We start from the raw sequence: 26686 nt of genomic DNA, 5'->3' as shown, positions 1-26686 counted from the left end.
ACAGGGTCGTTCATGGTTTCCACTCTCGATGTCGAGGCGGTGCGATGTACTTCTTCAATCCCCGAACCACACCTTTCGGTCGCCATTCCCAGCGAACCGCGCGGGGGTGGTTGTGATGAGTACCGACAACACAGGCGAGCAGTCTCGAACTCTGCCTGCCGGGGCCTTTCCGTTGTCTGCAGTACAGCGGAGTATGTGGTTTGCGCAGCAGTTGCACCCTGCGGTTCCGTATTTCATCGCTCAGTACATCGAGATTCACGGCGACCTGGACATCGACTTGCTGTCGCGCTCGGCGGTGACGGCGGCTCACGAGTTCGAATCACCGTTCCTGCGGTTGATGTACCCGGACGGCGAGCCGTGCCAAATTGTCGACCCGACGATCGGCGCGGAAGTTGACTACTTCGACTTCCGCGGTTGCGACGATCCGCGCGACGCTGCGGCCGAGTGGATGGACAACGACCACGCGACGCCGCTCGATCTGACCCGAGATCGACTGGTCGAAATGACGATCCTGCAAACCGGGGATCGAGATTACCTGTGGTACACACGAATTCACCACGTGGCCCTGGACGGCTACAGCGGCATGACGATCATCAACCGCATCGCGGCGCTGTATACGGCGGAGCTGGAGAGGCGCGAGCCTGCGCCGAACAAGGCGCTCGATGTGGTGAAGCTGTCGGAGCTGGACCAGGCGTATCGGGCGTCGAGCCGATTCGACGCGGATCGACAGTACTGGGCTGAGCGCGTCGCGGGCGTGGACCACGGATCGACGCTCGCAGACCGGGAAGCGCCACCACACGCGCACTCTCGGATTGTGGCGGGCGCGCTGTCGGAAGCATCCGTCGCAGCGCTGGACGAGTGGAGTTCGCGTTCGGGCGCAACACCAGCTGCTGTGCTGATTTCGGCGTTGGCCTGCTATCTCTCGCGTCGTACCGGATATTCGGATGTGTTGATCAATTTGCCGGTCTCGGCCCGCACCACTGCGCCGCTGCAGCGTTCGGGCGGCATGTTGGTCAATGTGGCGCCGCTACACATCGAGGTGCTTCCCACAGACACTGTTGACGATCTGGTGGGGCGGGTGCAGCTCGAGTTACTCGGCGCCCTTCGGCATCAGCGGTGCAGCCTCGAGGACATTCGCCGTGACGCCGGGCTGTCGGTGGAAGACCAACGGTTGTCCGGGCCGATGATGAACGTGATGCTCTTCCGTCAGGAAATCACATTGGGTCCGATGGTCGGCGAGTACCACATCGTGACCTCGGGTCCGGTGGAAGACCTGCTGGTCAACATCTATCAGAGCGGTAGCCCGGTCAAAACGCTGATCGAGTTTCGCGCCAACCCGGATCGCTACGAGCGAGCCGAACTCGACGAGCATCACACGCATTTCGCCGAGTTGATTCGTGAGTTGATCGCGGCCGGTCCGGGCACACCGCTCGATCAGATTCATCGCAGGACCGCGGAGATCGGTAGAGAGCGCACGCGGGCCCGCGAGCTCGAGCAGTTCTGGGCCAGGGAGATGACAGACGCCCCCGAAGGCGCATCGGTTGTGCCCGACCGTCCACGCACCTCTGATCGCCGCGCGGAGATCGGCACCCTGCGCACCCCGATCACGCACGAGCTGCATCAACGCATGCGCGCAGCGGGAACCGACGCGTTCAGCCTTGTTCACGGCGCACTGGCGATCGTGTTGTCTCGGCTGACGAACACCGACGACATCGTGATCGGGGCTCGATTTGCACCGGGCGCCCCGCTGGTGCCGCTCCGCAGCACTGTCGAACCAGCGCAATCCTGCGCCGATGTTCTGAATAACGTTGCCGCCCATGACAATATGGTTCGTGAGCACAGTGGCGTGGACACCCTGAGCGTCGCCGGACTTCACGTCATCCTGAACGACGGACCTACCAACCGCACCATCGCAGGCGCGGATCTGGCGATCGGTCTCGTCGACGACGCGGGAACACTGACGTTGGACGCCACCTACGACCAGGCTGTTTTCGACGAGCACACGGCGCGGCAGATGCTCGAGCGAGTGCAACGGGTACTAGGCCGGGCGCTGGAATTTCCCGACCTGGCAGTGGGTGACCTGCCGATACTCGGCGACACCGAAGGGGAATTGCTCCGCCCAGTTCCCGGACCCGCAGCGGCGACCCCTCGCACACTCGCGCACCTTCTGTGCGCCGCCGCAGAATTGAATCCGGACGCCGACGCGATAGTCGTGGGCAACCAGGTGCTGACGTACCGCGAGCTCGACGCCCACTCGAATGCGCTGGCGCGCGAGCTGATTGCGCGCGGAGTCGGCCCGGGAACGTATGTGGCGCTCGCGCTCGCACGCTCGCAGGAATCGGTGATCGCGATCTGGGCTGTGGCAAAGGCCGGTGGTGCGTTCCTCCCCGTCGACCCGCACTATCCGGCTGACCGGATCTCGCACATGCTGACCGACTCCGGGGCGACGCTCGGGATCTGCACCGACGATGTCCGGGGCGGGCTGGGCGATACGGTCGACTGGATTGTGCCCGCCGACGTGCAGCTCGGTTCGACGGCCCCGATCGGTGACGCAGATCTGCTCAGGCCGCTGCGACTCGACGATCCCGCTTACCTGATCTACACGTCGGGTTCGACCGGTGTGCCCAAGGGCGTTGTGGTCACTCATCGTGGTGTGAGTAGTTTTGCCGAGGAACTACGCATCCGCTTCGGCACGACCCCCGATTCACGGACCCTGCACTTCTCTTCACCGAGTTTCGACGCATCGGTTCTCGAACTCCTGCTTGCCTTTGGAGCAGCGGCAACGATGGTGATTGCGCCGCCCACCGTCTACGGCGGCGAAGAACTGGCGGAAGTCCTGCGCGCCGGCGACGTAACGCACGCATTCATCACCCCGGCGGCCCTCGCGACCGTTGATCCTGCCCATTTGCCACTACTGCGTGTGATCGCCACGGGCGGTGACGCGTGCTCGCCCTCGCTCGTCGAGCAATGGGGCGGTCACCGATTGATGTTCAACGCGTACGGGCCCACCGAGACGACAGTTGTCGCCACCATGGCCGGTCCGCTGCGCAGCGACGTGCCGGTCACGATCGGGCAGCCCGTGCGGGGAGCGTCGGTGATGGTGCTGGACGCACGGTTACATCCCGTGCCGCTCGGAGTGGCAGGGGAGTTGTACGTCAGTGGCATCGGCCTCGCCCGCGGCTACCACGGACAGCGCGCCACGACGGCTCAGCGTTTTGTCGCCGCTCCGAACGGAGTGGCCGGCGAGCGGATGTACCGGACGGGCGATCTGGTTCGCTGGACCGCCGACGGCGAATTGGAATACCTCGGTCGCAGCGACTTCCAGATCAAGGTCCGCGGTTTCCGCATCGAACTGGGCGAGATCGACGAAGTGCTGCGCCAGCACCCGAGCCTCGACGACGTAGTGACAGTCGGTGTGACCGGCAGCAGTGGCCAGACGATGCTGGCGTCGTACGTCACGGCCGCACCGCAGATGCGTATCGAGGTACCGGAGGTGACGGCGCACGCCGCGGCCTCCCTGGCACCGCACATGGTGCCCTCGCGCATCGTGGTGCTGGACGCGATTCCCCTCACTCCCGCCGGGAAGATCGACCGCAACGCGCTACCGGCGATCGACGAGGCGTCGGGGATCGGCGAATACCGCGCGCCGGAAAGTTCCACCGAGAAGCGCGTGTCGGCCGTGTACTGCGACCTACTCGGTATCCCGCGCGCCGGCACCGACGACAGCTTCTTCGACCTCGGCGGCGATTCGCTGATCGCGACGCGGGTGGTGGCGCGGGTGAACGGTGCGCTCGGTACGTCGTTGAGCGTGCTCGACCTGTTCGAGGCGCCGACCGTGGCCGGATTGGCTGCGCGCGCGGACTCGTCGGATTCACGCGAGACCCTTCTCCCGCCGCTCACGCGGATTTCGCGACCCGAACCGATTCCGGCGTCACTGGCGCAGCAGCGCATGTGGCTGATCAACCAAGTCGACCCGGCGTCGCCGGCGTACAACATTCCGATCGCCGTGCACTTGACGGGCCCGCTGAACGTGGCGGCGTTGTCGACGGCTCTGCGCGATGTGCTGATCCGCCACGAGTCGCTGCGCACGGTGTTCCCGGCTACCGCGTGGGGCCCGGTGCAGAAGGTTCTCGATGTCGCCGAGGTGAACCCGGAACTGGCCGTCGAGACCATTCCCGCGGGCGCGATGCGTGCCCGAGCCGGTGAGTTGGCACGTCTGGGGTTCGACGTCACGTCGGCGCCGCCGGTGCGGGCAGTGTTGCTCGAAGCCTCGGAGCAGGACCACGTGCTGGTATTGGTGGTGCACCACATTGCCGCCGACGGCCTGTCGATGACGCCGTTGGCCCGCGACGTCATGGTGGCGTACTCCGCTCGCGAATCCGGACGGGTTCCGGCGTGGTTGCCGCTCGAGGTGCAGTACGGCGACTTCAGCGAGTGGCAGCGACGCGTTGTCGGTGACGCGGCAACTCCCGATTCGATTCTCGGATCGCAGTTGGATTTCTGGCGCGGGGAACTCGCGGCCCGCGACGACCTTCCGGAACTTCCGATGGATCATCCGCGCCCGGCGCGTGGATTCCTGCGCGCCCACGACGTGGACTTCACGATCGACGCCTCGACCTACCAACGCGTTGCGGATATCGCGGCCAAGCACGACGCCAGTGTGTTCATGGTGGTGCACGCGGCGTTGGCTGTGCTTCTCGCTCGGGAGTGCGGCGGCAACGACATTGTCATCGGCACACCCGTTGCCGGCCGAAGTGAGCGTGCGCTCGACGACGTTGTCGGCATGTTCGTCAACACGCTGGCCCTACGCACCGTCGTCGACGCCGCCGCGAGTTTCGAGACTGTCGTCACCCGCACGCGCGCCACCGATGTGGCAGCGCTGCGGCACAGCGACGTTCCCTACGACGTGCTGGTCGACGCCCTGAGTGGGCACAGTGGTGACTCGCCGCTGTTCCAGGTCATGCTTGTCATGGAGGGTGCAAAGCCCACCGGGATCACGCTGCCGTCGTTGAACGTGTCGGTGGACGAATTAGACACCGGCGCAGCAAAATTCGACCTTCAGGTCATCGTCACCGAGCGCGGCGATCACCTCGAGGGACGATTGAACTACGCGAGCGATCTGTTCGACTCCGACACCATGTCCGGATTGGCCGATCGATTTGTCACACTTCTCGACACTGCGACGCAGCATCCGGATTCCGTCGTCGGAGATATCGACCTGTGCGCAGCCGGCGAGCGCGCGTTGGTCCTCGAGCGGTGGAATACGACGTCGCGACCGCTCGAGGCACTCACCCTCGACGATCTGACACGCGCCCAGACCGAGCGAACCCCCGACGCCGTCGCGCTGCGCTTCGGCGACGCCGCACTGACCTACGAACAATTCGACAACCAGGTGAACGCACTGGCACGAACGTTGATCGATCACGGCGTCGGACCAGATCAGCGCGTAGCGGTGGCAATCCCGCGCTCACTGGAACTGTTGGTAGCGATCCATGCGGTGATCCGCAGCGGCGGCGCCTACGTCCCGGTTGATCCGGATCATCCCGAGGAGCGAATCCGGTACGTCCTGTCCGTGGCATCACCGGTGTGCGTCCTGGGCAGCAGCCGACACCACGGTCACCTGCCGACGGATATCGACATTCTCGATGTCGAACTCGGCGCAGCACCGACCCGCCCGGTTACCGACGGCGATCGGATTTCTCCGCTCCGCCCGGACAACATCGCCTACGTCCTCTTCACCTCCGGCTCCACCGGTCGTCCGAAAGGTGTTGCCGTATCGCATCGTTCGATAGTCAACCGGCTCAAGTGGATGCAAGGCGCCTACCCGCTCGAACCGTCGGACGTCGTGTTGCAGAAAACGCCCATCACATTCGACGTCTCGGTGTGGGAACTGTTCTGGCCCCTGCAGACCGGTGCGGAGCTGGTGATCGCGGCACCGGACGGTCACCGCGACCCGAACTACCTGTCGACGTTGATCGCCGAATCGCGCGTCACCGTGGCCCACTTCGTACCGTCCATGCTCGCGGAGTTCGTTGCTGCCGCGTCCCGCGCCGACTGCGCCGGTCTACGCCACGTCTTCAGTAGCGGCGAAGCACTACCGCCGGCCACCGCGATGGCTCTGACCCGCGTGAGCGATGCCGCCCTGCACAACCTGTACGGACCGACAGAGGCCGCTGTGGACGTCACCGCGGCCGAATACCTGCCCGGCCCGGGTGCATCGGTTCCGATCGGCGCACCGGTCTGGAACACCCAGGTATACGTGCTCGATTCGCGTCTGCATCCGGTTCCGGTCGGTGTTCACGGCGAGTTGTACCTCGCAGGTGTGCAGTTGGCGCGCGGATATTTCGGCAGGAGCGAGCTCACCGCCGACCGCTTTGTCGCTGATCCCTACAGTCGAACCGGGGCCGCCCGCATGTATCGCACGGGCGACATCGTGCGGTGGCGGGTCGACGGTCAACTCGACTACATCGGCAGGAAAGATTTCCAGGTCAAGATTCGCGGCTTGCGGATCGAGTTGCCCGAGGTCGAATCAGCGATCCTGCGCACACCAGGGGTAGTTCAGGCAGCAGCCCGTGTTCATCACGACACCACTCTCGGCGATTCTCTCGTCGGATACGCGATCGGCGAAAAAGGGGCTGCGCTCGATGCGGATCAGATCCGGCAGGCACTTCGGGACGAGCTCCCGTCGTACATGGTGCCGTCGTCGATCATCACGATGGACGCTTTTCCGCTCGGATCCACCGGAAAGCTCGATCGAGCGGCGTTGCCTGATCCCACCTTTACGAGTGCGTTCACCTATGTCGCACCCCGAACACCGCTCGAGCAGACCGTGGCAGACGTCCTCGTTGATCTCCTCGGTGTCGACGAGGTCGGTGTGGACGACAATTTCTTCGACATCGGCGGCAACAGTCTGATTGCGGCCCGCGCGATCGCCCGCGTCAACGACGCACTCGGGGTGAGCCTGTCGATCCGCGACATCTTCGACGCACCGACCGTCGCAGGCCTGGCACTGATTTGCGAGAGCGCGGCCCGCGCGGCGACAACACTTCCGCTCGAACCGCAGGTGCGGCCGGACCGAATCCCGTTGTCGCTGGCCCAGAAGCGCATGTGGTTCGTCAACCAGTTCGACATCAGCTCGTCGGCGTACAACGTGGCCATCGCGATCCGGATGCGCGGTGACCTCGATCGTGACGCGCTGCACCGCGCACTCGGTGACGTTCTCGATCGGCACGAGTCGCTTCGCGCGTCGTTCCCGATGGTCGACGGTGTTCCTGCTCAGGTTGTCGCGACGACGGAAGACGTGTTGCCGTCGCTGCCACTGGTCCGCTGCCCGTCCGACGAGGTCCGCAGCCGGATCAACGACGTGGCAGCGGCAGGATTCGACGTCACTGCCGCGCCACCGATCCGAGCGGAATTGATTCAGGTATCGACCGACGAACACGTCCTCGTCGTGGTGGTGCACCACATCTGCGCGGACGGTTTCTCGATGGCGCCCCTGGCGATCGACGTGATGACCGCGTATTCCGCTCGCTCGCGGGGTTTCCTGCCGAACTGGGCACCATTGCCGATCCAGTACGCGGATTTTGCCTTGTGGCAGCAGAGAGTTCTCGGCGACATCACCGAGCGGGGGAGCGAACTGTCCCGCCAACTCGATTACTGGACACACCGACTCGAAGGGATCCCTGAAGTTCTCCAACTGCCGACGGATCGTCCCCGTCCGCCCGTTCAAGATCTGTCCGGCGCTGTTGTGCGGTTCGAGATCGACGCAGACGTGCACCGACGGCTGCTTGCCACCGCACAGAATTCCCGCAGCAGCCTCTTCATGGCGATGCACGCCGCGTACGCGCTGCTGCTGGGGCGGCTGTCCGGGATGGAAGACATCGCGATCGGTTCACCGATCGCCGGCCGCGGGAACGCATTGCTCGACCCGTTGGTCGGCATGTTCGTGGGGACGCTGGTCCTGCGCACCGGGTTCGATCCCGCTCGCTCCTTTGTCGACGCTCTCGGCCAGGTACGCAGTGTCGACCTCGACGCCTTCGACAACGCGGACATCCCGTTCGAGCGCGTCGTGGATGCGCTGGCGCCGCAGCGGTCGACGTCACATTCGCCGCTGTTCCAGGCGATGCTCGAGTTCAAGAACACCGAGCGGCCGACCCTGACACTTGACGGTCTGGACGTGGAACTTCTCGACCTCGAGACAGTGGTGTCCAATTTCGATCTCCAGTTGACGCTCGCCGAGACATTCGACGAGCTCGGCGAACCGGCGGGTATCGAGGCGGGATTCACCTACGCGAGCGCACTGTTCGAGCGCTCCACCATCGAGCGCTTTTCCGAGTATCTGCTTCGAATCACCGACGCCGTCACTCGGGATCCGCATGCGCCGGTCGGTGACATCGACTTGCTCGGCGCCGCCGACGGTCGCGCCGCCGATTCGCGCACACTTCCCGAACCCGCACTGCTGCCTGACCTGATCTCGGCGAACTACCGTAGCGATTCGATCGCGCTAGCCTTCGAGGGAGTCGAGATCACCTACGACGCCGCCGATCGACACGCCAATCAACTTGCGCGAGTGCTGATCTCGCACGGCGCAGGCCCGGAGACCGTCGTGGCTCTGGCCCTGCCGCGATCGGCGACATCAGTGCTGGCGATGTGGGCGGTCGCTCGCACCGGCGCAGCGTTTGTTCCCGTCGATCCGTCGTACCCGGCGGACCGGATCAAGCACATGATCACCGACTCCGGCGCCTGCGTCGTCGTGACCACCACAACCGACACATCCACCATTCCGTCGGATGTGAGCACGGTTGTTCTCGACACGATGGATGTCCGCGCAGAATGCGCCGCCGCGTCGGACGAGCCGATTCAGGATTCGGAACTGCGCGCACCCCGATCGCTCGACCACGTTGCCTACGTCATCTACACGTCCGGCTCGACGGGGCTCCCCAAGGGCGTCATGGTCAGCCACCGAGGCCTGGCGGCGCTCGCCGAGCAGGAACGCACCACATTCGGAGTCGGCGCACAGTCGCGGACCTTGCATTTCAGTTCACCGAGCTTCGACGCCTCGATCCTCGAATTGCTGCTCGCGGTGAGCGCGGGCGCAACGATGGTGATCGCGCCGCCGTCGATGCTCGGCGGCGACGAACTCACGGCACTGCTGCGCGACGAGCACATCACTCACGCCTTCATCACGCCCGCCGCGCTGGCAACCGTCGACGGAAACAGCCTGGACGAACTCGAAGCCGTCGGAACCGGCGGCGACGTCTGCCCACCGGAACTGGTAGCTGCCTGGGCACGCCCAGGGCGGATCATGATCAACGCGTACGGGCCGACCGAATCGACCGTCGTCGCGAGCATCACCGAACCGTTGACGCCGTCACGGCGCGTCAGTATCGGGCGACCGTCGCTCGGGATCACCGCATCCGTTCTCGACGCGCGTCTGCACCCCGTACCGATCGGCGTGGCCGGCGAGCTGTACGTCAGCGGTGACGGTGTGGCCCGCGGGTATCGGAACCGCACCGGTGTCACGGCCGAGCGCTTTGTCGCCGATCCCGGCGGAGCCCCGGGTTCTCGGATGTACCGGACCGGCGACCTGGTCCGCTGGAACGGTGAGGGCGAACTCGAGTACCTCGGGCGCAGCGACTTCCAGGTCAAGATCCGCGGCTTCCGCATCGAACTCGGCGAGATCGAAACAGCACTCACGCAGTGCCCCGGGGTCGCCCAAGCCGTCGCGACCACAGTCGAGCGTGACGGTGGACCGGCACGCATCGTCGGATACGTCGTCGCCTCCGACACCGAAGTCTCGCTCCTGAGCCCGGACGACGTCATCGCGGTGGTCAGCACCCAATTGGCTCCGCACATGGTGCCGTCGGCAGTCGTCGTCCTGGACGAGTTGCCGCGCACGTCCAACGGAAAGCTCGATCGCCGCGCACTGCCGATCCCGGACTTCGCTGCCGCCCGAACACACTCGCGAGCAGCGGAAACCGAACTGGAGACATCACTTACTGCGCTGTTCGCCGACGTACTCGGGCTGGACTCGGTCGGCGTCGACGATTCGTTCTTCGCACTCGGCGGCGATTCGATCATGTCGATCCAACTGGTGGCTCGCGCACGCACGAGCGGCATCGTGTTCTCCCCGCGGGAGGTATTCGAAGCCAAGACCGTCGCTGCTCTGGCGGCACTGATCGAACTCTCCGACGACGCCGCCCCCATCGTGCTGGAAGAACTGCCAGGTGGGGGAATGGGGTCTATGCCGCTGCTGCCGGTGGCGCACTGGTGGCTCGATCGATTTGCCGAGAACACGGCGGGCCTTGACGCGTTCTCGCAATCCGCACTGCTCAACGCCCCCGCGGATCTGCATCGCATCGAACAGCTCACCGCCGCAGTACAAGTCGTTCTCGACCGATACGGAACCCTGCGCGCTCGGCTCGAACTGCAACCGCACCGCGCGCTGGTCGTCGGTGAGATCGGGACCGTCGACGCGGCGCAGGTGTGCCGTCACGTCCAGGTGGACGCCGAGCCGGGAACCGAGGAGTTCGACTCTGCGATTGTCACCGCTCTCGACGACGCCCGCGACGCCTTGGATCCACGCAGCGGATCGATGATCAGAGTCACGTGGTTGTCCGGCCCCACCGGCGCCGGACGCTTACTGTTCGTCATTCACCATCTGGCGGTAGACGGTGTGTCCTGGCGGGTGCTCGTACCCGAACTGGCGGCAGCATTCCATCAACTCGACGCCGGTCTCACACCCGCCGCAACGTCGGCCCCCGGTGAGACGTCCCTGCGGCGCTGGGCAACCGCACTCGCCGAGATCGCCCCGACCCGGCGTAGCGAGATCGACCTGTGGCGCTCCATGCTGGCAGGCTCGGACCCACAAATCGGTTCGCGGCCGCTGGACCCCCACCTCGATACCGATTCGACGTTGGCGCGTATCTCTGTCGACGTTCCGGTGGAGGTGTCCGAAACTGTGTTGACCGCACTGCCCGCGCTGTACTCGGGCTCGGTCAACGACGGACTACTGGCAGCGCTGGCGTTGGCGGTCACGCAATGGAGATCATCGCGCGGAGTTCGCGCCGACGACGTACTGGTCTCGCTGGAGGGGCACGGCCGCGAAGCGCACGTTGTCCCCGGAGCGGACGTTCTCCACACACTCGGCTGGTTCACCACGGTGTTCCCGGTCCGCGTGAATCTGTCCGACGTCGATACCGCCGCTCTCCTCGCCGGAACGGGGGATGCCGGACCGCTCCTCAAATCCGTCAAGGAACTTCTGCACGGAATTCCGGACAGCGGAATCGGATACGGGCTGCTCCGCTATCTCGACGATGTAGGGCAGCAACAACTATCGGGGCCGGCCGCACCTCAGATTTCCTTCAACTACCTGGGCCGATTCGGCGGCTCCGAATCCACCGAGGGTGCAGGCGACTGGGCGTTGACCGCGGACGTCGATCTGGAGGCATCCGCGCGGGGATCCGACATGCCGCTCGCGGCTGTCCTGGACGTCAATGCCGTCGCCACCGACATCGACGGGCGGCCACAATTATCAGCGACATGGGCATACCCGTCCGGCATCCTGTCGGCAGGCGACGTCCGTGAGATCGCGGACCTGTGGGTAACTGCGCTCACCGCGCTGGCCACCCACGCAGAGAACTCCGAGCGCGGCGGGTTCACCCCGTCGGATCTCCCGCTGGTGGACCTCGACCAGAACGCCATCGACCGCTTCGAGGAACAGATCCCCGATCTGGCCGACATCTGGTCACTGTCACCGCTGCAGGCCGGCTTGCTCTTCCACGCGAGGTACGCCGAACACACCGTCGACGCCTACACCGTGCAATTGACCCTCGACCTCGAGGGCGTCGAGCCCGCTCGCCTCCACCGCTCCGCTCAGGCACTGCTGGATCGGCACGACAACCTGCGGACCTCGTTTGTCACCGACGAGGCCGGAAACTCCGTGCAGATCGTCCACGCGGATGCGGTTGTCCCGTGGACCGAGATCGACATCTCTCCGCTGCCGGCCAACGAGCAGGACACCGAATTCCACGAACTTCTCCGCGCGGATCGCGTCCGCGGGTTCGACATGGCCGCCGCGCCGTTGCTGCGTTTCCTACTCCTCCGTACGGGGGAGACCACCTATCGACTGATTCTGACCAACCATCACATCCTCCTCGACGGCTGGTCCATGCCGTTGCTGCTGCGGGATTTGCTGACGCTGTACGCGACGGACTCCGACCAAAGTGCCCTCTCGCGCGTTCACCCTTACCGCGACTATCTCGAATGGCTCTCACGACGCGACACCGAGTCCGCACTGACAGCCTGGTCGCACGCCTTGGCCGGGATGGACGAACCGACCTTGGTCACGAATGCCCACACGGCCGAGGATCTGACCACCACATCGCGTGAGACCTTCCTCGAACTCGATGTCCAGCGAACCGAAGCTCTGCGCGGTTTCCTTCGATCTCGCGGACTGACCATGGCGTCACTGCTCCAGGTGGGCTGGGGAATCGTGTTGAGCGAATTGCTCGGACGCGACGACGTCGTTTTCGGTGGCACGGTGTCCGGGCGTCCGCACGAGGTGCACGGCATCGAGTCGATGATGGGCTTGTTCATCAACACCGTTCCCATCAGGGTGCGACTCGACGCCCGAGAGTCCCTGGCCGACTTGTGCATTCGCGTCCAGAATGAACAAACCGCCCTGCTCGACCATCACCATGTCGGCCTGCCCGACATCTCGGCCGCGGTGGGCGGAGCGGCCACGTTCGACACCTTGACCGTCTACGAGTCGTACCCCGTCGACCGCACCGCGTTGTCAGCCGGCATAGACATCGCCGGAATGCACGTGCTCGACGTGCACGACGCCCAGGACGCCGCGCACTACCCGTTGGCCGTCATCGCTTCCACCGACGGCGGCATGTTCAAGCTCAAGTTCGAGTACTTTCCGGGCGCACTCGCCGACCGGGACGTAGACGCGGTAGCCGACCGGTTGATGCGGACCCTCGAACTCATTGCCGCCCAGCCCGACCTGCCGCTGGCACACCTGTCCCTGATGCCCGAACACGAAATGCGCGAACTGGTTCCCGCGCGCGGGACACCAGGCGGGTCGAACCGCACGCTTGCCGAACTGTTCACCGACGCCGCAGCCCGTTTCCCGGACCGGATCGCGATTGCCGCCGGCGAGCACCACCTCACCTACCGCGAACTGGACGCCGCCTCCGATCGCCTCGCCCGGATGCTGATCGCCGACGGTGTCGTACCCGAGGATCGGATCGCGATCGGTATCAGTCGATCCGTGGAATCCGTCACCGCCATGTGGGCGATCACCAAAGCCGGTGCCGCCTTCGTTCCGGTTGATCCGCGCTATCCACGTGAGCGCATCGAGTTCATGCTCACCGACTCCGCCGCACACATCGGCATCACCACCACCGAGCATTCCGGTGAACTACCTGCCGATATCAGATGGGTCGAACTGGACTCACCCGACACGCAGACCCGTCTGGGCACGTTCGCGTCGGGCCGCAGCGTGAACCCCACTCGTTTGGGCAACGCTGCGTACGTCATCTACACCTCCGGATCGACCGGGCAACCCAAAGGCGTGCTTGTCACACACTCCGGACTCGAGAACTTCGCCGACGAAGAACGTCAGCGTTTCGGGATAGACGAGCAGTCCCGCACCTTGGCATTGTCCTCGCCAAGCTTCGACGCCTCCGTTCTCGAATACCTCCTCGCGTTCCCCAACGGCGCCGCCCTGGTGATGGTGCCGACCACCGTGTACGGCGGCGAGGAACTGGCCGCGGTCCTGCGCGATCAGACGGTCACGCACGGCTTCTTCACCCCGGCAGTGCTCACCTCCGTCGACCCGAGCGGCATCGACACGTTGACATCCGTGATTGTCGGCGGTGAAGCCTGCCCACCGGAACTACTGCACACCTGGGCGCCCGGACGGTCATTCCACAACCTGTACGGACCCACCGAAACCACGATCGGCGCCAACATCAGCGATCCGATACCCGCCGACGGCACCGTCGTCCTGGGCGGCCCGATCCGGGGCGTGCGCGAACTGGTCCTCGACCGCCGCCTCCAACCCGTGTCCGTGGGAGTGCCGGGGGAGTTGTACATCGCCGGGGCTGGACTGGCCCGCGGATATCATCAACGCACCGGGCTGACCAGCGAACGCTTCGTAGCCGACCCCTATGGGGCACCGGGCGAGCGGATGTACCGCACCGGCGACGTCGTGCGCTGGCGCGCCGACCGTACCGTCGAATACCTCGGTCGCAGCGATTTCCAGGTCAAGATCCGCGGCTTCCGCATCGAACTCGGCGAGATCGACACTGCCCTGGCCGCACTGCCGGGCGTCGAATTTGCCGTCACCCTCGCCGTCCACGGACCGGCCGATCAACAAGCACTCGCGTCATACGTCCTCATCGACCATGACGCTGCGGTGACCGTCGCCGACGTCCTCGCCCACGCACGTGAACACCTGCCGGCGCACATGGTCCCCGCGAGTGTGGTTATCCTGCACGATATTCCACTGACCGGAACCGGAAAGGTCGACCGAGCCGCCCTCCCGGAACCACAGTTCGACACCGCCGGCGGAGAATTCACGGCCCCGAACACCGAGTTCGAAAGACTCGTCGCCGCAGCATTCGACGAAGTCCTGGAATCGGGACCGATCGGCCTCGACACACATTTCTTCGACGCCGGCGGAAACTCGCTCACCGCGACCCGCGTCGTCGCACGAGTCAACGCCGCGCTGGGCTGCGACATCGGCGTCCGGACCCTGTTCGACGCCCCGACGGTACGGGCCCTGGCACAAGCCGCCCAGAACGCCGGCCGCGATCTCACCGTGCGAGTGCCACTGACCCCGGCCACACGCCCCGAACCCATCCCGGTGTCCGTGGCGCAGAAGCGCATGTGGTTCCTCAATCAATTCGACACCAGCTCACCGGCATACAACATTCCGCTTGCCGTCACCCTGACCGGAGAACTCGACCGCGACGCGTTGACCCGTGCATTCGACGACGTCCTGGAACGCCACGAAAGCCTGCGGACAATGTTCCCCGCCGCCTCCGGCACACCGACACAACGCATCGTCCCCGCAGGTGACGTTCCGCTGAACCTGGAACCGGAACCCGTCGCCGAACGGGCTCTGATCAACCGCATCCTCGAATTCGGATCAGAGGGATTCGACGTCTCGCGCGCGGTCCCGATCCGCAGCACACTGCTCGAGATCGCTCCGGATCGCCACGTCCTCGTAGTCGTCGCTCACCACATCATCGCCGACGGTTTCTCCATGAACCCGCTCGCACTCGATGTTGCCACCGCCTACGCCGCCCGCAGCACCGGCAGCGCGCCGACCTGGGCGGAACTGCCGGTCCAGTACGCCGACTTCACACTGTGGCAGCAAGCGAACCTCGGCTCGGAGGAAGACGCGGACTCGGAGATCTCCCGTCAACTCGCCTACTGGACCCACCAGCTGGCGGACCTGCCCGAACCCATCAACCTGCCCACCTCGTACACCCGTCCGGCGAAGCAGTCGATGCACGGCGCCACCGCGGCGTTCGAGATTCCGGCGAGTACCCACCGCCTCCTCGCCGACGTCGCCCGCCAGCGCGGCGTCACCATGTTCATGGTCCTGCACAGTGCCCTCGCTGCACTGGCCGCGCGCCTGTCCGGCCAGAGCGACGTCGTGATCGGAACACCTGTTGCCGGCCGCGGCGAAGCCGAACTCGATCACATGATCGGCATGTTCGTGAACACTCTGGTCCTGCGGACCCCGCTTTCACTCGACTCCACGTTCGCGGAACTACTCGATCAGGTGCGCGACATCGATCTCGGCGCGTTCCAGCACGGTGATCTACCGTTCGAGCGACTGGTCGACGCACTCGATCCGGAGCGGTCCACATCGCACACCCCGCTGTTCCAGATCCTCCTCGAATTCCGCAACAACGTGGTGCCGACTCTCGAACTTCCCGGCCTGAGCGTGTCCGGGGTGGACATCGACCTACCCGTCGCGAAATTCGATCTACAGCTCTCGGTCACGGAACGCTACGGGGAACACGGTGCCCCCGACGGTATTGACGCCGAGTTCATCTATGCCACAGACCTTTTCGATGCCGATCTCATGGCTACGTACGCTCGCCGGTTTGTGGAACTGCTCACCGGCGCAGCGCACGAACCGGCAACCAGACTCGGCGACCTCGACATTCTCGACGACAACGAGCGTCGTACCCTGCTTACCGAATGGAACAACGCAGGTCATGCGTCGCTCACTGCGGATGACACCATCGCAGACCGCTTCTACGCGAGCGTTGCAGCGCATCCCGACGCCACTGCCGTCGGCGACGGCACCACCTCGCTCACCTACGCCGAACTCGACGGCCGCGCGAGTCGCTTGGCCAGGCTACTGATCGCGCAGGGGATCGGACCGGAATCCGTCGTCGCCGTCGCACTGCCTCGTACCACCGAACTGGTGATCGCTCTTCTTGCCGTGATCAAGGCCGGTGGCGCCTACCTGCCGATCGACGTCACCTACCCGGCCGAGCGCATACGATTCCTCGTCGCCGACGCGCAACCGGGCGCCCTGATCACGTCCGACGAGTTCCTGCGGATGCTGCCGGAGGGACTCACCGGCGGTTACGGCCTCCCGGTAATCGAACTCGGCTCACCGGAGACGGATATGCGCCTCGAATGCCTTGCGCCGTCCCGGATCACCGACGCCGATCGCCTGATCCCACTGCGCGGCGACTCGACCGCCTACATCATCTACACCTCCGGATCGACCGGTCAGCCCAAGGGCGTGCTCGTCTCGCACCGCAACGTCCTCACACTCATGGACAACGCGTCGCCGACCTTCGACTTCGACCACACCGACGTGTGGACGATGTTCCACTCCTACGCCTTCGACTTCTCCGTCTGGGAACTGTGGGGCCCGCTTCTGCACGGTGGGCGACTGGTTGTGGTCGACTACTACACAACCCGCTCGCCGGACATGTTCGACGAACTGCTGCGCCGCGAAGGCGTCACCGTCCTCAACCAGACACCGACCGCGTTCTACCAACTCGCCGAAGCCGATCGCGGTCACCACCCGGCGCCCGGTGAACCCGACCTGGCCTTGCGTTACGTCATTTTCGGTGGGGAAGCGCTCGATCTCGGTCAACTGCGCAAGTGGTTCGACCGGCGACCGACAACCCCGGCGCTGGTCAACATGTACGGCATCACCGAGACCACCGTCCATGTCAGTCGCATCGCATTGACCCGCGACGACGCGGATCGAGCGTCCGCCAGCATCATCGGCCGCGGCCTCCCGGGAATGAACGTCTACGTCTTGGACCAGCGACTACGACTGGTTCCGCCCGGCGTTGTCGGAGAAATGTATGTATCCGGTGACCAGATCACCCGCGGGTATCTCGGAAAGCCCGCCTTGACCTCTACGCGGTTCCTACCCGACCCTTTCGGTGGCTCGGGGGATCGAATGTATCGAAGTGGGGACCTTGCGAAGTGGAACGACGCGGGGCAGCTGGAGTATGTGGGACGCAGCGATTTCCAGGTGAAGGTGCGTGGTTTCCGCATCGAACTCGGTGAGATCGAAGCCGCCATGCTCCGCTGCCCTGGCGTCGCGCAATCCGTTGCGATCGTGCGCAGCGACAGTGGCAGCTCGAGAATTATCGGATACGTTGTGCCCGAATCAGGCGCGAGCATCGATTCCGGCGCAGTGACCGTGTCCGTGTCGGCTGAATTGGCGTCGTACATGGTGCCGACCGTAATCGTTGTCCTGGACGAGCTTCCGCTGACCGTCAACGGAAAACTCGATCGCGGCAAGCTGCCCGCTCCCGACTTCACGTTGCTGACCCTAGGGCCGAAGTCGAACCGAAGCCCCTCCACCGCAACAGAATCCGTACTTGCCGATCTCTTTGCCGACGTGCTCGGCCTACCCGCAGTCGGCATCGACGACTCCTTCTTCGGGCTCGGCGGCGATTCGATCATGTCGATCCAGCTGGTCTCCCGCGCCAAGGACGCCGGCCTCACCTTCACCCCGCGCGACGTGTTCGAGGCAAAAACCGTCGCCGGACTCGCACAGGTGGTCCGCAGTGAACCCCTCGACACAACCCCCGCATTGGCGGAACTCCCCGGCGGCGCAGTCGGAAGCATGCCGCTCACTCCGATCATGGAATGGCTACTCGAGCGAAGCGGCGGCGATCTCGAACTGATCCGCAGCTACAGCCAAAGCGCGCTGCTCTCCCTGCCTCGTCACACGAACGCTCGTGCGCTGGATGAAGCCCTGCAAACCCTGCTCGACCACCACGACGCATTGCGGAGTCGCCTCGACACCGACACACGTAGTCTGATCGTCGCCGAACCCGGAACGGTCCGCGCCTCGGATGTCCTGCACCGCCTGGAGATCACCACAGACCAGGGGCCGGAATTCATCCGTGCCGCCGAAAACGCCATGGCACACGCGTCGAGGCGCCTCGATCCCGAAAACGGGCGAATGATCGCGGCGGTGTGGCTCGATCCGGTCGGAGCCAGCGCGCATGGACGGTTACTCCTGGTGATCCACCACCTCGCCGTCGACGGTGTGTCGTGGCGACTACTCGTCCCTGATCTTGCGGCCGCGTACGCCGCCGCCGAAGCCGGCACTACGGCCACGCTGCCCGCCGGCGGGACGTCGATGCGACGGTGGGCAACCGGCCTCGCCGAACAGGCACCAGCGCGCCGCGCAGAACATACGCGGTGGGAGGCCACCGCCGGCCGAGACGCATTGCTCGGCAACAGAGCACTCGACCCGGCCATCGACGTCGGTTCGACCGTGGAAAAGATCACCGTCGACGTCGATTCCGCGGTGACCGACAACCTCCTCACCGCCGTGCCACAGTTGTTCGGCGGTTCGGTGAACGACGGCCTCATCGCCGCACTGGCGCTGGCCGTGACCGGGTGGCGCCACTCGCATGGCAAGCGCGGCACCAGTGTCCTGATCAATCTCGAAGGCCACGGACGCGAGGAAGCCGCTGTACCGGGAGCTGACCTGTCTCGAACCGTCGGCTGGTTCACCACCATCTTCCCGGTTCGACTCGACCTCGCCGGCGTCTCCGTCATCGACGCTCTGTCCGGCGGCGACGCCATCGCGTCGGCAGTGAAATCGGTGAAGGAAACCCTGCTCGCCGTGCCGGACAACGGCATCGGGTTCGGAATGGCCAAGTACCTCGACGACGCCCGATCGTTGCATGCGCTCCCCGCGCCGCAGATCTCGTTCAACTACCTCGGCCGGCTCGGCGGCGCCGACACCGGCGCCGCGGAAGTCCCGTGGTTGCCGGTGCCCGGAGTGACCCTCGACGAACCACACAACGGGCAACTCCCCGCAGCGTCGGTGCTCGACATCAACACTGTGACCACCGACAGTGGCAACGGTCCGGTTCTGCGCAGCACGTGGGCATTCCCACGCGGCATCCTCACCGCTGCCGACGCGACGGAACTCGCCGAACTGTGGGTCCGCGCCCTGACCGCACTGAGCAACTACGTCCAGGCGACGGACACCAGGCAACTCACCCCCTCGGACCTCGACCTCGTCACGCTCGATCAGCCAGCGATCGAACACCTGACCACACGATTCCCCGATCTGACGGATGTCTGGTCCCTCTCGCCGCTGCAATCGGGACTCTTGTTCCACGCACAATTCGACGACACCGGCATCGACCCGTACATGGTGCAGTTGACGCTCGAACTCGGCGGACGCATCGATCCGGCGCGGATGCGCCACGCCGCAGCGGCATTGCTCGATCGCCATCCCAGCCTGCGAGCCGGATTCATCGCAGCACCCGGCGGACGCGCATTGCAGATCATCCGATCAGGTGTGACGAGCGCTTGGACCGAGGCGGATCTGTCCCATCTCCGGCCGTCGGAGATCGAATCGGAGTGGACACGCCTCCTCGAGGCCGACCGCTCGCAGCGTTTCGATATGGAAACAGCGCCGTTGATCAGGTTCATGCTTGTCCACATCAGTGATGATTCGGCTCGACTGGTCATCACCAACCACCACATCCTGCTCGACGGTTGGTCGACGCCTTTGGTGCTGCGCGATCTACTCACGCTGTACGCCACCGACGGTGACCCGGAGATCCTGCCTCGCGCACCGCACTACCGCGACTACCTCGCCTGGCTGACCACCCGCAGCAGCCAGATATCGCTCGACGCCTGGCGAGACGCGCTGCAGGGGATCGACACACCAACCCTGTTGGCCGCCTCCACCGAAAGCTCCGAGCAGACGAGCGAGGTGTGCTCGGCCAGTCTGTCGCCCGAACGCACCGACGTCCTCCGTGCTTTTGTCCGCGCGCAGGGACTGACCATGGCAACCGTCGTTCAGGCCGCCTGGGGAATTGTGCTGGGGGAGTTGCTCGGCCGCGACGACATCGTATTCGGTGGAACAGTCTCCGGGCGTCCACCCGAAGTGCCCGGTGTCGAGTCGATGGTGGGCCTGTTCATCAACACGGTTCCCATTCGCGTCCAACTGAACGCGCGAGAATCCTTGTCCGAGTTGTGCGTTCGAATCCAGGGCGAACAAGCCGACATGCTCGACCACCACTACGTCGGACTCACCGACATCTCCGCAGCGGTAGGCCCCGCAGCCTCCTTCGACACCTTGACGGTCTTCGAGTCCTACCCGGTCGATCGCGCCGGACTCTCCGCAGGCACCGATATCGCCGGCATGCACGTCCTGGGAATCGACGGCCGCGACTCCGCGCACTACCCCCTGGCAGTAGTCGCCTCCGAAGACCGCGCCCTCCACATCAAGATGGAATACCAGCCCACGCAGTTCACCGAGCGCGACACCGAAATCATCGCCGAACGCCTGCTCATCGTGATCGAACGCATCGCCGCGGCGCCCGATCAGCCGCTCGCGAAGACACACATCCTCACCGAATTCGAAAGCCGCGACCTGGTCCCCGTCTTCGGCGCCCCCGGACGATCCACGCGAACACTCCCCGAAATATTTGCCGACGCCGCCGCGACGTTCCCCGACAACATCGCACTGTCGGCCGGCGAACGCACACTCACCTACCTGGAACTGGACCGCAAATCCAACCAACTGGCCCGCGAACTCATCAAGCGCGGAGCCGGACCGGAAACCGCCGTCGCGATCGGCATCGCCCGTTCCATCGAATCTGTACTCGCAGTGTGGGCCGTCACCAAAACCGGAGCAGTGTTCGTTCCCGTCGACCCCACGTACCCCGCCGACCGCATCGAACACATGCTCACCGATTCGAACGTCCTCTTCGGCCTCACCGTCAGCGACTCCGTCGACTCGCTCCCGTCCACAGCATCGTGGCTCGTCCTCGACGAAGAACCCTTCTCGCGGGACGTTTCACTCGCCTGCACACTCCCGATCAGTCAGGACGAACGACACGGCGCCCTCGGACTCGGCAACGCCGCCTACATCGTCTACACCTCGGGTTCCACCGGGAAACCGAAAGGCGTGGTCGTCACCCATTCCGGGTTGGACAGTTTCGCACTCGATCAACAACGACGCTTCCACGCCGACCACACTTCGCGCACACTGCATTTCGCGACCCCCAGCTTCGACGGCGCAATCTTCGAATACCTCCAGGCATTCGGCGTCGGAGCCACGATGGTGCTGGTACCCACCGACGTCTACGGCGGCAGCGAACTCGCCGACCTCATCAGAGGCGAACACGTCACACACGCCTTCATCACCACTGCCGCCCTCGCCACCGTCAACGCCGACGGGCTCGACGAATTCCGGCACGTCGTTGTCGGGGGAGAGGCCTGCCCGCCACACCTCGTCACCCAATGGGCACCCGGACGTGAACTCGCCAACGCGTACGGACCCACCGAAACCACCGTCATGGCAGACATCAGCGCACCCATGACCGTCGGCGCACCCATCACCATCGGCGGACCCATCCGAGGCGTCAGCGAAATCGTCCTCGACAGCCGACTCCAACCGGTACCCGTCGGAGCACACGGCGAGCTGTACATCGCCGGCGTCGGGTTGGCCCGCGGATACCACCAGCGCACCGGGCTGACCAGCGAACGCTTTGTTGCCAACCCCTACGGCAAGCCAGGGGAGCGGATGTACCGCACCGGCGACATCGTGCGCTGGCGCGCCGACCACACCATCGAATACGTCGGTCGCAGCGACTTCCAGATCAAGGTGCGCGGATTCCGCATCGAACTCGGCGAAATCGACACCCAGATCACCTCCATCGACGGTGTCACCAACTCCGTCACCCTCGGAGTCGACGGACCCGGCGGCGCCACCGTTCTCGCGTCGTACCTCACCGTGTCCGAGGGATCCGACCTCAGCCCCGCCGCTGTCGTCTCACACCTGTCCGGGCGTCTGCCCACCCACATGGTGCCCACCAGCATCACCATCGTCGACGAACTACCACGCAACGCCGTCGGAAAGATCGACCGAAGCGCACTGCCCACGCCGGACTTCACCGCGCCGGAGACAGAATTCCAGGCAGCACGGACGCCACTCGAACGGCAGATCGCAGCAGTGTTCGCCGACATCCTCGATCTCGACAAAGTTGGCATCAACGACAACTTCTTCGATCTCGGCGGCAACTCGCTCATCGCCACCCGCGTGGTGTCCAGGCTCAACACGGCACTCGAACTCGACCTCGGAGTGCGGACGATCTTCGAATCACCCACCACCGCACAGCTGGCAAGTCTGATCTCGTCGCAGCGGGACGAGGGACCGTCGACCAGCATCCACGTCCCACTCACGCAGTTCGAACGAACCGGAAACGTCCCGCTTTCGCTGGCCCAGAAGCGGATGTGGTTCCTCAACCAATTCGACACCAGCTCACCCGCCTACAACATCCCGTTTGCGGTGCGGTTGACCGGTGACCTGGACACCAACGCCATGAAAGCCGCGATCGTCGACGTCGTCGGACGTCACGAAAGCCTGCGAACCGTCTTCCCGACCTCGAACGGTGAACCGTTCCAGAAGGTGCTCGACGTCGTCGACGCCCTACCCACCGTCGCTACCGCAACTGTCCGACCCGACGACCTCGTCAGCCGAATCAGCGCGCTCGCTCAGGAGGGATTCGACGTTGCCGGCGAACTCCCGCTGCGCGTCACTCTGTTCACCGTCGACACCCCAACCGACGTGGCCGAACACGTCCTGTTCGTCGTGGTCCACCACATCTGCGCGGACGGCGCATCCATGGCGCCGCTTGCACGCGACGTCATGACGGCCTACCTGTCCCGAACAGCCGGCATCGCACCGGCCTGGGAGCCGCTACCTGTCCAGTACGCCGACTTCACACTGTGGCAGCAACACGTCCTCGGCTCCGAATCCGATCCGGCATCGATCATCAGCAGCCAAATCGGGTACTGGGACGCACAACTCGCCGGGCTCGACGATGTCATCGCGCTCCCCACCGACCACCCCCGGCCGCTCCAACAGACCTTCCACGGTGATCGCTTCGACTTCGACATCAACGCCGACACGCACCGCGCGCTCACCGCTCTGACCCGCGAACAAGGCGTCACGATGTTCATGGCACTGCACGGTGCGCTTGCCGTGCTCCTGGCGAAACTCTCCGGAGCGGACGAAGTCAGCATCGGCACACCCATCGCCGGACGAGGAAAGGAAGAACTCGAGAGCCTCGTCGGGATGTTCGTCAACACGCTGGTCCTACGCACCTCCGTGGACCCCGATCAGACGTTCACCGAACTCCTCGAAAGCATCCGGGACACCGACCTCGCCGCCTACCATCACTCGGACCTGCCATTCGAACGACTCGTCGACGTAGTCAATCCCACTCGGTCCACCTCGTACTCACCGCTGTTCCAGGTCGCACTCGAACTGCAGAACAACGAGCAGGTGACGCTGGAACTACCCGGCCTCACCGTCGAAGCACTCGGAACCGAATCCAAGACGGCCAAGGAAGACCTCGAACTGGTCGTCAACGAATCTTTCGACGCGGACGGACAACCCAACGGGATGTCCGCGGCCTTCATCTTTGCCGTGGACCTCTTCGAACCCGACACCATTCACACGTTGGCGCACAGGCTCCAACTGATCCTCGACGCCGTGATCCGCGGTACAGACATTCACGTCGCCGACATCAACATCCTCGGCGACGACGAGACCGAATCACTTGTCCCCGCGCTGGGCGCCGACGCCACCCGTCCACGCACGTGGCCGGAAATCCTCGAGACCGCTGCCGCACTGAACCCCGACGCACCCGCAGTCTCCAGCGAAGAACGCACCCTGACCTACCGAGAACTCGACACCGAAGCGAATCGACTGGCACGAGTGCTCCGCGCCCGGGGGATCGGGCCGGAAGTCTACGTCGCCCTCGCCCTGCCACGATCGGCCTGGGAAGTCATCGCCATCTGGGCCGTCGCCAAGACCGGCGCCGCCTACCTGCCCGTCGACCCGAACTACCCCCACGAGCGCATCACCCACATGCTCGACGATTCGCAGGCGGCACTCGGGTTGACCGTAGCCGCGCAGCACGCGAAGCTACCGCCGAACATCGACTGGATAGTGGTCGACTCCGAACAGACCAACGGCGAACTCGCGTCCGCGAGTTCAGCCAGGTTCACCGATGCCGAACGCACCAGACCCCTCCGCCTCGGGCACCCTGCCTACCTCATCTATACCTCCGGATCCACCGGAAAACCGAAGGGCGTCATCGTCACGCACCTCGGCCTGTCCAACCTCAACGCCGAAGAACACCAACGCTTCAACGTGCAGACCAACTCGCGCATCGCCCACCTCGCATCGCCGAGTTTCGACGCATCGGTCTTCGAACTGATGATGGCCTTCGGCAGCGCCGCGTGCCTCGTCATCATTCCGCCGGCGATATTCGGCGGATCCGAACTTGCCGAGATCTTTGCCGGCGAACACGTCTCCCACGCCTTCATCACGCCCACCGCGTTGAGCTCCATCGAAAGCTCGGCACTACCGGAGCTGCAAGTACTCGCGGTCGGCGGCGAAGCATGCCCCACCGAACTCGTCGACACCTGGGGACGTGACCGGCGGATGTTCAACGGATACGGGCCCACCGAATCCACCATCCAAGCCGCCGTCAGTACGCCGATGCGGCCGGGGAAGAACATCAACATCGGTCGCCCCGCCATCGGATTTGCCGGACTGGTACTCGACACCCATCTACGGCCCGTCCCTGTGGGAGTCATCGGCGAGCTCTACGTCACCGGACCCGGCCTTGCCCGCGGCTATCACCGGCGCCCCGGACTTACCTCCGACCGCTTTGTCGCAGACCCGTACGGCGAACCAGGCCAACGGATGTACCGCACCGGCGATCTCGTCCGCTGGAACTCCGACCACACCCTCGAATACATGGGACGCAGCGATTTCCAAGTCAAGGTCCGCGGCTTCCGCATCGAGCTCGGAGAAATCGACTCCGTTCTCACGGCACACCCGTCCGTGTCCTTCGCCGCAACCCTCGGCCAGGAAACGCCGTCCGGCGACACCATGCTCGCGGCGTACGTACAGCCGGTCGACGGTCACACCATCGCGGAAGCCGAACTGCGGCATCATCTCTCGTCCAGGCTTCCCGCGCACATGGTCCCCGCGGCAATCATCGTCGTCGACAAGATCCCGATGACGCCCGTCGGCAAACTCGATCGTCGCGCACTGCCGACGCCCGATTTCGAGAACCGCACCGTGCCGTACGCACCGCCCACTACCCACACCGAGGAAGTGGTGACCGAGGTCTTTGCATCCGTCCTGGGTGTCGACCGCGTCGGTATCGACGACAACTTCTTCGACCTCGGCGGCAACTCCATTGTCGCCACGAGGATCACCGCCGAACTCGACCAACGAATCGGCCGACGCGTCCGCCTGCAAGCGCTCTTCCTCGATCCCACACCCGCAGGCGTCGCCCGCGCCGCCGACCAGATGGAACACCAGAACCAACCCGCCGACACCTCGGCCTTCCTCGCCCCAGCGGTCACTCTGCGCAGCGGCGGAACCAAACCGCCGGTGTTCTTCATCCACCCCGGTATCGGGTTGGCGTGGGGATACGCAGGGTTCGTTCAGCACTTGGACGCAGATCGCCCTGTCTACGGACTCCAATTACCGTCCCTGACCGGAGGACCCACCTTCAGTACCCTCACCGAACTCGCGCAGAACTACGCAGACCGCATCCAATCGCTTGCGCCCAGCGGACCCATCCATCTAGTCGGGTGGTCACTCGGCGGCGTCATCGCCCACGCGGTCGCCCACGAACTCGAGAAGCGACACGCACAGGTATCGACTGTCGCCATCCTCGACAGCTACCCGTCCACCGACGACGAACAACCGGGCGACCTCTCCGTCGCCGAACTGATCGCGGGACTCGGCCTACCGGCGGGGGAGACAAACGTCGCGACGTTCGACGACGCCGCCGACCTACTCGAGCGAACACTCGGGCCCGGCACCGGCATCGAAGCATCTCACCTCGCCCGAATCAGTGACGGATATTCCCACTCTGTCGAACTGGTGAATGCTCACCGTCCGCCGCACTTCGGTGGCGACGTCGCGTTCTTCGCAGCAGGACAATCCAGCGGAAACGGTCACAATCTCGACGAGTGGCGCGAATACGTGGGCGGCGAAATCGTCGTCGATACGGTCGACTGCGCGCACAACGAGATGATCGATCCGGCGCCGTCCGCCTACGTAGCGGCAGCGTTGCGAGACCGTCTCAATTCCGGCGATGCATGA

The 26686-nt window shown here is 64.8% G+C and carries 1 protein-coding gene; it reads left to right on the top strand.

The features are described from left to right. The first annotated feature begins 115 nt into the window (after nt 1–115). Entirely contained in the window at nt 116–26686 is a 26571-nt protein-coding gene (locus tag FFI94_RS15235; RefSeq protein ID WP_138868600.1) for a non-ribosomal peptide synthase/polyketide synthase, read from the top strand.

Source organism: Rhodococcus sp. KBS0724, assembly GCF_005938745.2.
Lineage (GTDB): Bacteria > Actinomycetota > Actinomycetes > Mycobacteriales > Mycobacteriaceae > Rhodococcus_F.
This window is presented reverse-complemented; position numbering and strand designations above follow the sequence as displayed.

Excerpts from the sequence above, each read along its gene's own strand:
- FFI94_RS15235 (WP_138868600.1), top strand. The coding sequence starts at position 116 with ATGAGTACCGACAACACAGGCGAGCAGTCTCGAACTCTGCCTGCCGGG.